Annotated in this window: 8 protein-coding genes; all 8 read right to left on the bottom strand. The window is 62.9% G+C overall.

What is annotated here, in order from left to right:
- Positions 1–9 precede the first annotated feature (9 nt).
- Genes GNF76_RS06935 through GNF76_RS06900 form a run of 8 tightly spaced genes read right to left on the bottom strand, consistent with a single transcriptional unit; the run spans position 10 to position 12824 of the window.
- Entirely contained in the window at positions 10–1722 is a 1713-nt protein-coding gene (locus GNF76_RS06935) for a formylglycine-generating enzyme family protein (RefSeq protein WP_155582429.1), read from the bottom strand.
- Positions 1715–2914, bottom strand: a complete 1200-nt coding sequence (locus GNF76_RS06930) for an ABC transporter permease family protein (RefSeq protein ID WP_155582428.1) — start codon at positions 2912–2914, stop codon at positions 1715–1717. The genes GNF76_RS06935 and GNF76_RS06930 overlap by 8 nt, the downstream gene beginning before the upstream one ends.
- Positions 2914–3618 carry an ABC transporter ATP-binding protein gene (locus GNF76_RS06925; protein WP_155582427.1) on the bottom strand — a complete coding sequence of 235 codons (705 nt, stop codon included), beginning with the start codon at positions 3616–3618 and terminating at the stop codon, positions 2914–2916. The genes GNF76_RS06930 and GNF76_RS06925 overlap by 1 nt, the downstream gene beginning before the upstream one ends.
- Positions 3618–6647, bottom strand: a complete 3030-nt coding sequence (locus tag GNF76_RS06920; protein ID WP_155582426.1) for a serine/threonine-protein kinase — start codon at positions 6645–6647, stop codon at positions 3618–3620. The genes GNF76_RS06925 and GNF76_RS06920 overlap by 1 nt, the downstream gene beginning before the upstream one ends.
- Positions 6644–7375, bottom strand: coding sequence for a PP2C family protein-serine/threonine phosphatase (locus GNF76_RS06915; protein ID WP_155582425.1), 732 nt, complete (start codon positions 7373–7375; stop codon positions 6644–6646). Before GNF76_RS06915 ends, GNF76_RS06920 begins: the two co-directional genes overlap by 4 nt.
- Positions 7376–8029 carry a type VI secretion system-associated protein TagF gene (gene tagF, locus GNF76_RS06910; protein WP_155582424.1) on the bottom strand — a complete coding sequence of 218 codons (654 nt, stop codon included), beginning with the start codon at positions 8027–8029 and terminating at the stop codon, positions 7376–7378.
- Positions 8026–11529, bottom strand: a complete 3504-nt coding sequence (gene tssM, locus GNF76_RS06905; RefSeq protein WP_178123213.1) for a type VI secretion system membrane subunit TssM — start codon at positions 11527–11529, stop codon at positions 8026–8028. The genes tagF and tssM overlap by 4 nt, the downstream gene beginning before the upstream one ends.
- Positions 11526–12824 carry a DotU family type VI secretion system protein gene (locus tag GNF76_RS06900; protein ID WP_155582423.1) on the bottom strand — a complete coding sequence of 433 codons (1299 nt, stop codon included), beginning with the start codon at positions 12822–12824 and terminating at the stop codon, positions 11526–11528. The genes tssM and GNF76_RS06900 overlap by 4 nt, the downstream gene beginning before the upstream one ends.
- Between the last annotated feature and the right edge of the window lie 5 nt (positions 12825–12829).

The raw sequence follows: 12829 nt of genomic DNA, 5'->3' as shown, positions 1-12829 counted from the left end.
AACCAACGGTCAAGACCGCTGACCGCTCGCTGCGAGCAATTCCTTCAATATCGTCGCCGGGTCGGCTCGCTGTTGTTTGCGATAGTTGCCGACATGACGAACGAATAACGTTGCGCGCGTTACCAGGCTTTTACCCAGCACTGGCTTGCGATCCAACTCTTCCTTGATCCTTTGAAACTGCGCCTGAATCACTGCATCGGTGTAGCGCGTGCCAGTCGCCAGGTTATCAATATAGATCGCTACCGCGCCGTCCAGCGCGCTGCGTCCATTGTCGATGGCCATGGTGAACAGTTTCGCGCTGGCCTCGTCCTTGGCGTCCACGGCCTGCTGACGACTTTTCTGCAGATTGGTCAGGCGGATGTTGTAGTTGTTGATGGTCTCGGCCACCAGGGCGGAGGACTGAATCAGGTTACCGGCGGCTTCCTCGCGCTGCTGGGCGATCAGCGAGACGTTGCGCTTGAGCTCTTCGTTGACCAGCCCCAACTCGGCTTGCAGGCGCGGATCGACGCTGGCGGCGATGATGCTGTCCAGACGCTTGGTCGGGTCCTGGGCGTCGTCGATGGCGTCGGTCAGTGAAGCCAGCCGGCCTTCTTTCTGCCACTGGGCGAACAGCTCCTTGTAGCGTGAACGGGGCGCCGACAACGCACCCATCGCCACGCGAAAACCGGTGGTCTCGTTACTTTGCTCGGTGCCATCGGCCGCGAACAACGGATACTCGCGGCGCATGCCGGTGAACAGCGTGCCCTCGCCTTCCAGGTAATTGCCGCCCTTGACCACAAAACCGCCATAGGTGCCTTGACGGCGTCCGGCGTGAACCAGTTGGAACGACTCCTGGACCATCTCGGCGGCGTTGCCGATCACATCAAACATCCCAATCGGATTCGGCAGCTTGGTGCCGATGGGCATCAGCCGGGCCGCCTGGCCGGTGCCACCGGCGACCTGGTTAAACACGGCCCAATCCGCCAGCGGGCCGTCGCTTTCGCTACCTTCGATACGTCGCGGGAAGAGTCGACCTTCCAAATCCTGACGGCTCACGGCCTGGCCACCACGCGCGGCAAACTCCCACTCCACTTCGGTTGGCAGCCGTACAAAGCCCAGCCCGCCATCTTCCACCGACGCACCACGACCGCTGACCGGCAGCAGCTCACGGTGATATTTCATCAGCCAGGCGCTGTACACCGCCGAGAAGCGCTCGGCCTCAAACCGCGACAGCTTGACCTTGGGCAAGCGCCCGGCCAGGCCGGTGGGCGCATCACAGGCCGGAGCCGGCTCGCCGCTGGCCAGCGACTGCGCCTGGGACATAACCTGGGCATATTGGCGGGCGGTGACTTCGTACTTGCCGATGAAGTACAGCATCGGCTTGAGCGGGGTCTTGGCGTCAGTCTTGGGCATCAGCGGCGCAATGACCTTGTTCCACTCGGTGGGTAAGTCCTTGATAGTGAACTGGCCGTTGATGAAGTCGCGGCGATAACCCGAGATAAACGACTGCTGATAGCCCGCCTCGCCCTCGCTGAACGGGTAGCCGAGGCTGATTTCGCGGTCATCCAGAGTGCCCTGGGCCAGGACGTAGACGTAGCGGAACACCATGTTGCCTTCGCACGGCAGCGGCAGGCTGACGTCATCCGCCAACGGCTTGGGGTTGTCCAGTTTATCGCTCGCTTCATCGGCCCAGGCCATCGAAGCCAGGCTCAGCGCCACAATGGCGCCCAGTAACTTATACATCTCTGATCCCTTCAGACGCCTGGATACGCGCCACTCGCCAACCGCCACACGCCGCCGCCACGGCGCTGATGCCAAGGATAGCCATCAGGGCCACGCCGTAATGCTGCGCCAGCAGGTGACTGGCGTACTCGCCCGGCACCTGCACGAATAATTGATTCAAGCCTGATTCGGCCAAGCCGTACAGCCCGGCGCTGATCACGGCCGCAAAACTCGCGCTGTACAGCGCCTGCAACACCACAAACAGCAACAGCCCGGCAGTGGAAAACCCCAACAGCCGCAGCACCGACAACTCCCGACGCTTGCGCGCCACCGACGCCAACGCGCCGGCGAAGATCGCCGCAAACGCTCCCGCCAGAGCCAGCCCGGCAATGATCCAGAACACGATCGACAGGTTGCGGCTCAGTGACTGCACCTGGGCGATGGTTTGGGCCTGGGTCGACACCAACAGGTTCTGCCCGGCAAAAAACACCCGCAACGGTTCGACATCCGTGAGACTTCTGGCATACAGACGGAACGCCGGGTACACCCGTTGCTCGCTCACGCCGACCACATCGCCTTCCCAGCCCAACGCCGGTACTGCGCGGCCATCCCGGTAATCTTCCGCCGCTTCCAACAACCCCAGGGGCGCAAACAAACCGTCCCGGGCGAACGCTTCCAGCGGCAATACATTCAGCACCTGAACCCGGGTGCGTTGCGCCTCGACACGACCTGCCACCTGACGGCCAAAACTGGCTTGCAGCCAATCACCGGCCTTGGCCCCGAGCTTCTCGGCAGCGGTGCGGCTGAGCACCACCTGGTCCAGGCCTTGAGGTATTGGCAAACCGACCAGCAGGGGATCCTTGGCGGCGGTCGGCAACATCTCCACCGTCACCAGTACCGAGCTGCCGACGGACAGATCCGCGGTCGCCGCAATCTGCCGGGTACGCGGCAAGGCAAACGCCACATCACTACGCTGACTGAGCTGCTCGACAAATGCGCCACTGAATCGACCACCGCCCAGGGGAATAATTTCCCGGGTGGCCGGGTCATTTTCCAAACGCTCGGTCAAACTGCTAACCAGTCCAAACTTCAGGCCAAATAACACCAGCAACGGTGCGATCACCGCCACCAATGCCAGCACCGAGCACGCCGACAGCCAGGTATCGTTGCGGTAATCCTGCCAGGCCAGGGAAGCCACCAGCGCGCCGCGCATCAGCAGGCCTCCCCAAGCGTGGCGGTGACACCGCCGTCGGCGTCACGCCGGCAACTGATGCGCCGCACCTGCAAACCACTGGCCCGGGCCAACGGCTCATCATGGGTAGCAACCACGCAACACGTGCGATGCCCTCGAGCCTGGGCCAACAGCGCCTGCATCACCCGTTCGGCGTTCAATGGATCGAGGGCAGCAGTGGGTTCATCCGCCAACAACAATTGCGGGCCGTGGGCCAGGGCGCGCGCGCAACTCACCCGCTGGCGTTGGCCCACGGACAAGGCCGCCGGCTTCTTGGTCAACTGATCGGTGATCTCCAATTGCTCGGCCAAACGCGTCACGCTGCCGTCATCTTTCAGGCCCAGCAGCTTGCGGGACAGCGCAATGTTGCTGCGCACATCCAGAAAGCCCAGCAGCCCGCCGGTTTGCAGCACATAGCCCAGGTGCCGGCTGCGCAAATCCGCCAGGACACTTTGCTGGTCGGCACGCCAAAGCCCGGCGATGTCGACGTTGTTGAAGGCAAACTGGCCCACCTGATCCGGCGCCAACACCAGCGCCAGCAAATCGAGCAACGTGCTTTTACCGCAGCCACTGGGGCCGACGATCGCCAATTGCTCTCCGGCACCCAGGCGCAGCGCCGGAATCACCAGGCTATAGCGCTGGCTGCCGACGCCCCGGCTCCTGTGCACCGCGTTCAGGTTCAGCATTACGGCAGCGTCGACAAGGGCACGCGGTACAACGCATCACCCGGTTCGGCATCGCCGAAACGGACCCAGTTGGCCACATCGTTGTGGAAGGTTTCGTAAAGGCGGATTTTCGAATCCAGCTCGTCGATAAAGTCTTCCTGCTCGGCCACGCTCAACGACAACCACAAGTCTTGGGTCATGTTCAGCGATTTGCTGCGGTACGGCAGGCCTTCCAGGTACTCGCCGAGAATACCGCCGTCCGCCAGGTTGCCGCCCTTGCGCAAGGCCGACGGGTCGCGGCTCATGTAAGCACTGGCGCTGGCGATTTCCTGGAAGAAGTCTTTCGGCGATGTTTGGGTTTTACGCGCCGCATCGACGATCAATTTCAGCGATTGCTGCAAGTCGTTCAGTTGCAGTTTGGTTAACATCACGCACACCTGGAACGCCGGCAGCGCCGGGTTGGTCAGGTCGCGGTCGGCGGTCCAGGCGCTGACCAGCTGAGGCGCCTGGCTCGCGGTCTTGCGGCCAAGGAAGTCCATGTGCATGGCATAGCCGACGGCAGCCGATTTGTCCGCCAGACTAGGCGCAGGTCCCAGCAACGGTACCGGCTGAGGTGTGTTGCTGCGCACCTGGTGCACGAGGTTGGCGAACACGCTGCCGATTTCGTCGACACGCTCACCCAGCTTATGGACATCGCCACCCGGCACCGGCGTGTACAAGTCGCCAATCTGCGGGTTGGCGTCGGCGGTCAGGGTACGGTATTGGGTTTCGGCACCAGCGTGGGTTTTCTTGCCGACGTCGGTGCGCAGGTGCAGGGCATAGATCTTGATTTGCTTGCCCAGGGCTGCCTGGCGCACTTCGGCTTCGTTCATTTGGGTGGTGGCGTATGGGTCGTTCTTGCGCAGCGCACCGGCGTCGGTGACCAGCAGGATCAGGCGTCCGCCATACCCGGACCAGTCCATGCCCTCTACCGCTTGCATCACCCCGGCAAATGCATCTTCGTTGAACGAGTGGCTGGACACCGTCGACGCCTTGACCTGCCGCGCCATGTCGAGGAAGCGTTGCGGGTCACGGCCCTGGTCGAGGGTGATCAAGGTCTTGGCCACGTATTCCAGGCCCGGGGTTTTCTTGATGCTGTTGCGAAAGCCGACCATGCCGAAGCTCACGCTATCCAGCTCGCCACGCTCGGCAATGCGTGTTTGCAACTCATGCACCACGTCACGAATCTGGTCGATGTAGGGCTGCATCGACACCGTCGTGTCCACCACCAACACCACGGCGGTGCGGAAGGAATCCGCGTTGGCGCTGATCACCGGCGTAGCGGCCTTGGCCACGGTTTGCGGTGTGCTGCCAGGGTCGATGGAGGCGACGTTGAGCAACTGCACTGGCTGGCCGTTCTCGTCGAGGCTCTCCTTGGAGTCGAAGATCGGCAGCAGGTAGAACTGGTTTTGCGGCACAGCGCTGGCAGCAGGCTCCAGGGCCAGCACCTGCTGATTGTCCTCACTGTTTTTCTGCACCTTGAGCAGCAGGTTTTTCGCGGCGCCAGGATCCGCCAAGAGCTTTTCCACTTCGCTGGATTGGCGCAGGAACATCACTGGCGCCCGGCCCGAACGTTCGGTGAATTTGAGCACCAGGCTCTGCTTCCAGTCACTGACTTGCGAGGCTGGCAACCAACCGTCACTGCGCCCGTCGGTGGCGGCGCCAATGCGCAACCACGCAATACCGCCGACGTCCTTGCGCTGGTAAACGTAAAGCACAGAAAACGCCGGCAAGGCCTTGCCCGCTGTACCGCCCGCGTCATTGGAAAGTTTGGCGCCTGGCTTACTGAGCACTCGCTGGAACAAGGTTTTCTTGCCCGCCATCAGCAACGGACGCTGACCGCCATCCACGTCGGCCAGCACCGGCTGAGTCACAGCAGGCGGCGTCTTGACCACAGGTGTATTGACCGCAGGCGTCTTGGGTACCGACACCGTTGGTGGCGCGGCAGGCTTATCGCCGCTCAGCCACCAATAACTCACGCCACCAATGGCAAGCGCCACCGCCACCGCAACAGCCGCCAGCGCCAGCACGGGGCCGCGATTTTGCCCGGAGGCCGCAGAGTGCTGCGTTGGCGTGACCACCGGTTTACGCACCGGTTGAGGCTGGGCCTGGGGCTTCTCGGTGGGAATCTCGATGGACACCGGGGTCAGGCCCGCCAGGTCGCTACTCACCGGAATGGGCATGACGGCCGGCCGAATCAGCGTCGCCTCTACCGCGTCCTTGGGCAAATGATCCAATGCCAACAGCAACGCTGCCGCATCCGGAAAGCGTTCCGCCGGATCCTTGGCCAACAGCTTGCGCAATACACCCTGATAGCGGCCATGGTGCACCGGCAGTTCCGGCAACGGCTCGGTGAGGTGCGCCAACGCGGTGGAAAGTGCGTCAGTCCCGGTATAGGGCAACTTGCCCACCAGGATTTCGTACAACACCACGCCCAACGCGTACAGGTCGGCACGGCCATCGATGTCCTGGCCTCGCGCCTGTTCCGGGCTCATGTAGCTCGGGGTGCCAACGGCAAAACCGGCCTGAGTGAACTGGGTGCGATCATCCAGGGACTTGGCAATACCAAAGTCCGACAACACGGCAGTGCCATCCGCGCGAAAGAGGATGTTGGCCGGTTTGACGTCACGGTGTACCAGGCCCTGAGCGTGGGCATAGCCCAGTGCCGAGGCGATCTGGCGGATATAAACCAACCCCTGCTCCGGTGTCAGGCCAGAAGCGATGCGCTCCTTGAGCGTGCCGTTGGGCAAGTACTCCATGGCCATGTAATACAGTTCACCGACGTTGCCGATGTCATGGATGGTCACAGTGTGCGGATGGGACAGCCGCGCCAGGGTCTTGCCCTCGCGCAGGAAGCGTTCGCAGAAACTCGGGTCGGCGGCCAGCGCGGCCGCCATGATTTTCAACGCTACCTTGCGCTCCAGGGAACGTTGAGTGGCCAGGTAGACGCTGGCCATGGCGCCCTCACCGATCTCGCCTTCGATATCGAAGCCGGGAATGACGATGTTCATGACGACACCTTCACGACGATGGCCGTGATGTTGTCCGGCGCCCCACGGTTAAGCCCCAGATGCACCAGGCTGCGCACGATCTCGTCCGGCTCGTCATGACTCAGTACTTCGCGGATCTCATGGTCCTCGACGGTCTTGTTCAAACCATCGCTGCACAGCAGGTAACTGTCGCCGGGGTCGATCAGCAGGTCGACCGACGACAACTCCAACTGTGCCTCCACGCCAACCGCGCGGGTGACAATATTGGCCCGAGGATGCACGCGGGCATCGGCTTCGCTGAGCAGGCCACTGTCTTGCAGGTCCTGCACGTAGCTGTGGTCACGGGAGATGCTTTCCAGCACGCCGTCGCGCAGGCGATACAGGCGGCTGTCGCCCGCCCACAGGCACACACCACGCAAGCCACGGGTGGCGAGAAGCACCACGGTGCTGCCCATCATGGTCACACCGCGGTTGGCGGTTTCTTCGCGCACCGCACCATTGACCCGGATCAGCTCCGTGCGCAGCGTCGCTGCGTATTCATCCAGGGACCGACCCGCCGCAATACCCCGCAGACTGTCGACAATCAGGCTGCTGACGTAATCGCCCGCCGCATGCCCGCCCATGCCATCAGCGACTACCCACAGGCCGTTTTCCGGCAGGTCCAGACAAGCATCTTCATTGACCTGGCGGACCATGCCGACATGGCTCTTGCTTGCGGATCTAAAGGTGACGCCGTGAGTGGACCGCATCTACACAACACCTTCTTGTCCGAGCAAAAATTGCGCAAAATCGCCGGCAGCAGGCAGGCCCTGACACCGCATTAAACCAGCAGAAATTCGTTCCGAACCACGGCCCCACCACAGGCTGGCACCTTCGCAGGCCTGTTCCGCCAACACCGTCATGCGCGCTTGCGGATCGGTGGCGGGAAAACGTTGCAAACCGGCGAAGCGACTACCCAAAGTGCGCGGCTGGCACGCCGGAGTACCCAGGGCTTCGAGCCCGTCACTGAATCCTTCGAAACTGGCCTCGACATCCAGGGTACTCAGCAGCAACTCTTCCACCTGTTCAAACCAGGCATCCGGGCCGCCGATGACTGACGCAGGGTCCGTGTCGTGATCCAACAGCGCAGCGACCGTCAGCGGGAAATAGCGCCCAACCCGGTCGATACTCGGCATCACCACGCCTACGGCTGCGTCCGGCCCGCACACACCCGGCGCCAGCACAAAACGCCACAATGGGCTGACCAGGTACACGTTCAACCATTCGGCGCCAAGGCTGGTCTGGCTGGCGAGCAAACCCGAGGCCAGCCAACTGTCCCAGGGGCCGATAAAGCTTTGCGGCAAAGCACGACTGACAAAATCCCCGCGACTGGCCAACTTGCCGTAGAACCCCGCCGTCGTCATAGCCGCTCCGGCAGGCTGAACCCACTGAGCACGCGGCTCTTGAACGGGTTGAAGGCACTGTTGGCCCGCAACTCGTAGGAGATGCTCGCGCCATCAACCCGCAGCCGCAGGTTGAAGCGGTCCGGCGAGTTGCCAGCGGTCAGGTCCGACTGCTCCAGCAGGCGGAACCAGGCCCATGGGCCGTCCAGGGTGATACCGGAGCGGCCGGTGGCCGACGGCGGCATGATGGAAATTCGCACCACACCGATGCTGCCGGGGTTGGGCCACTGCATCGCAACCGGCCGGGCCGGGCCGTGGTCGTAGCTCAGTTGCTGGCCGTCGAGGTCCAGCAGGAACTGGGTGATGGTCGCGTCCATCGCCACCGGCTTGAGCTCGAAACGCACAATCGGCTGGGTGCCGCCGGAGCGGAAAAACGCATCACGAATGGTCGCTGCACGTTGAAAGGTTTGCAGTATCCCTGGCGAGATCCCCAGTTTCTGCGCGGCACCCGGCTGCCAGCGCCAGGTCTGTGCCGAGGTGTCGACATAAGGCTGCAGGTATTTGCGGAAGTAGTTATCCATCACCCCGCCCACGCCGAAGAACTGACCGAAGTCATCCAGCGTCGCGTCCCGGGCGCTGCCGGGGGACATCGGGTAACGCCCGGCCAGAGACTGGCGGTAGACGTTCACCACTTCACTGACCCAGGCCGCGTTCAGTTGATTGCGCACCCCGCCCATCATGCTGTTGGTGGTGGAGTTGACCACCGACTTGACCATGCCCTGTACCAGCGGCGGCTGGCGTTCAGCATTCAAGCTGACGCGGGTGGCCGCCGCAGCGGCCTGGTTCTTGGCTTCGCCGAGCAAGGCATCACCACTGGCACCGACCATGGCACTGACCTGCACATACAGCGCATTCATGTCGGCCAGCAGCCCATCGATGGCCGCCGGCTCACCTTCGTTCTTGGCAACGATGCTGTTGAGCTCGGCAAAGTGTGCAGTCACCGGATCATCGCTGGCAGCCGGTGCGTTGGTCACAGGCGACTCATCCTGACCCAGCAGGTTGCCCAGGCGCGTCTTGAGCTTGTCGACGCCACCTTCCACCGGCGCGCCCTTGGCGGCCAACAAGCGTTCTTCCTGTTGCAGGTCGGTTTCCTTGGCCACCGCCACCAGCAGCTTTTTCAGCGGTGAGGTGGGACCGGAAATCACCCGCAGCACGTCAGCTGCCTGGGCCACGCTGGTGATCGGCACAAAGTCGATGTCCGCCAGCAAGGCATCCCACTGGCGCTGATAGTCCTGGAAGTACAGGCGGCGCACGTCGGCGGCAAGGCTGACGACGTTCTGCTGATCGGCCTGCTCCTGGCCCAGCACCCATTGCTCTTCGGCCAGGGTACCGGTCTGGTTCAGGCTGCTGAGCAGGAACGCTTGGCGATAACCTTTGGCAGTGAAGAAACCGCTCAAAGGCTCACCCAGTGGCTTGCCACTCTTGCGACTGAACACCAGCGCGGCATCGCGGCCAGCCGCTTCGTTGATACGAAAGTCCGGGATACCGTCCGGCAGCTTCTGACGTTTGACCCGGTCGTACACGCGCTGGGCCACCGGCAGTTGTTGCAGTTGCCGACGCAAGTCGTCGATCAGGCGCGGGTCCAGGCGGGCGCTTGGCGGATGGCGTTCGAACAGCGACTGCAAGTGCCCGGTCAGTGCCTGGCGCTGATCGGCCGGCAGGTCACGCGGCAGGTTGCGATCCCAGTCCAGGGCGATCCAGGCCTTGATGAAGTCCGGATCGTAATGCTCGTTATCGGCGAGCATCAGGTAAGCCTTCAAGCCCTCGTAGAGGAAGTCGGAATTACCACCGCCATGCAGTTGCTCTTCGATACGCGTCACCAACCGTGGCGCGAACACCGCGATCAACAGCTTGCGGTAAACGCTACCGGACTCGGCTTCAAGCATGTCGCCCTGATACAGGCCCAAGCCTTCGGACCAGCTCGGTGAATCACCGGCGAGGTTCTTCACGGCATTGAGCAGCGGCAACACGGCAAGGACTTCCCGTTGCGCCGGGCTCAGGTTCTGCACGGTCTGGCCCAGGGGCGCGACCTTCTGATCCACCTGGGCGATGTACGCCTGATTGGCGCGGTAACTCACCCACCACAACGTACCCACCACCAACACCACGGCGACGGTGGCGGCCAGAACACCGCGGGCAATCCACTTGCGTCGACGCTCGACCTTGGGGTTGACCCCCACCAGGCCACGCTCGGCAAAGGCCACGGCGTTGAACAGTTTCTCGATGAAGTAACTGCGCCCGGTACCGCTCTGGCGCGCCAGGTGCTGGCGGTCCAGGTTCATGCTCTGGGCCATGGCGCCGATCAAACGGTCAATCGGGCTGCCTTCCTGAGTGCCGCTGGTGAAGTACACACCGCGCAGCAATACGCGCTCTTCAAAGGCATTGGGCTTGAACACACCTTCGAGGAAGCTTTGCAGGCAATCCTTCAACGCGCCGAACTGTTGCGGGAAGCCGTAGATCAGGTCACGTCGCGCCGGGTCACGCTCCTGTTGCAGGCGCTCCACTAACCGCTCGTTCAAGCGCTGCTCCAGGCCGGCGAATTCGCTTTGCAGATTCGCCAGGGGGCTGTCGCTGTTTTTGCCGTCGTCCAGGGCGAAGGTCATGCCCCAGACCTGAGCGCGCTCTTCCTTGCTCAGGTTATCGAAGAACTCCATGAAGCCCGGCACCAGGTCGAGCTTGGTCAGCATCAGGTAGATCGGGAAACGCACGCCCAATTGGGTGTACAGCTCCTGGATACGCAAACGGATCGCCGCCGCATGGGCAGCGCGCTCGGCGTCGCTGCCCAGCAGCAAATCAGAGAGGCTGATGGCGATGAACGCACCGTCAATCGGGCGCCGTGAGCGCTGCTTCTTCAGCAGGTCGAGAAAGCCCAGCCAGGCAGCTTTATCTACCGTGGAATTGCTGTCCTGGGTGGTGTAGCGGCCAGCGGTATCGAGCAACACGGCTTGATCGGTGAACCACCAATCGCAGTTGCGAGTACCACCGACGCCACGCACGGCACCGGCGCCCAGTTGTGCGGCCAGCGGGAAATGCAGGCCGGAGTTGACCAGCGCGGTGGTCTTGCCCGAACCCGGCGGGCCAATGATCACGTACCACGGCAGCTCGTAGAGATTGCGGCGTTCGTCACCGCCCAGCTTGGCCTTTTTCAACAGGACCAGTGCTTCGTCCATGCGCTGGCGCAAGGTGGCCAACTCTTCGGCGGTGGCAACGCTGGCCGGATCCGGAGGAGTTTCCGCTGCCAGGCTGCGCATCACTTCGGCGGCCTGACGGCGCGCCTGGATAATGCGGAACACCCGGTAGGCAATCCACACCGCGAACACCAGAATGATCAGCGCCCAGCGCCGCCCTTCCGGCACCAGGAATTCGAGCAACGGCCCGACAAACCAGATGATCAGGCTCAGGGCGATCAGGCCCAGCAACGGGATCACCCAGCGAATCACAAAACTGAAAAACGCCTTCACTCGACGCCCTCCGCCAATACGGTGATTTCAACCCGACGATTGCGGGCACGGCCTTCGGCTGTGGCGTTGGTCGCCACCGGCTCGGTGTCGCTGCGGCCCTCGGCACTGAAGCGGTCCGGCTGGCCAGTCTTGGCTGCCAGAATCTGCAGTACCGACTTGGCCCGAGCCTCCGACAGCGCCCAGTTGGATGGGAAACGCAGAGTGGCAATCGGACGGTTATCACTGTGGCCAGTGACCCGCACCTGGCCCTTGACCTTGCGGATGGCGTCAGCGATACGCAGCATCAGCGGCTGGAAATCGTCGACGATGCTGGAGCTGGCCGAAGCGAACAGTTCATCGCCACGAATGGTCACCACCGAACGGTCAACGGCATCTTCCACCGCCACACGACCGGCCTTGATGTCCTCAACGAGGAAGCCCGCCAGACGTGGTCGCTCGACGATTTTAGGCTGCACCACCGGCCGGTCGATGGCCTGCACCGGAATCTCACCCAGCGCATGAATATTCTTGAACACCGGCTCGGCATCCGACGCCAGCTTCATCCGCAAACCGAACAGCAACGCCAACAACAGCGCCACGCCGATGGCCACGGCGATCCAGGGCGGCATGAATTGCGCCAGGCGGTCACGCGCCACAGTGACGCCGCGCCAATGGGGCGACAACTCACGCTCATGTTCGCCACGGGCACTGCGGATCGCCGCAGCGGTGCGCTCGCGCAGGGCTTCCAGCTGGCTGCGACCGTCGTTCATCACCCGGTAGCGACCTTCGAACCCCAGGCACATGCACAGGTACAACAGCTCCAGCAGGTACAGGCGCTCCCGTGGACTTTGCAGGCAGTGATCCAGCAACTGGAAAACCTTCTCGCCGCCCCAGGCTTCGTTATGCACGGTGATCAACAGGCTTTGCTTGCCCCAGTCACTGGTACTGCCCCACGGCGTGCTCAGTACCGCTTCATCGAGGGCGGTACACAGCGCGTAACGGGCCAGCAGCACTTCGTTGCGGGCCACGCCAGCGGCTTCGGCGCGCTCTTCAAACTGGCGCAGGTAGGCCAGCAATTGCGCCCGCAGGCTCGACGGCGCCGGATGGGAAAGCGTGTTACGCAGCCGCGTCAGCAGGGCCAACAGCGGGCCGGCGGCGCTTTCCAGTGGGTTCAAGCCTTCTGCTTTACCCGTCAGGACGGGTGCGGCAGGCATCGAAAGCGGCGCAGCGGCCGCCGGTTCGGGGCGATTGGGCTCTGGCGCACGACCACCCGGACGCGGCATGAACTGGGTGCGGTCATCATCATTGGGATGCATCGCGG

The organism is Pseudomonas spelaei (genome assembly GCF_009724245.1).
Lineage (GTDB): Bacteria > Pseudomonadota > Gammaproteobacteria > Pseudomonadales > Pseudomonadaceae > Aquipseudomonas > Aquipseudomonas spelaei.
The sequence above is the reverse complement of the archived record's forward strand: the minus strand, read 5'-3'. Positions and strand labels throughout refer to the sequence as shown.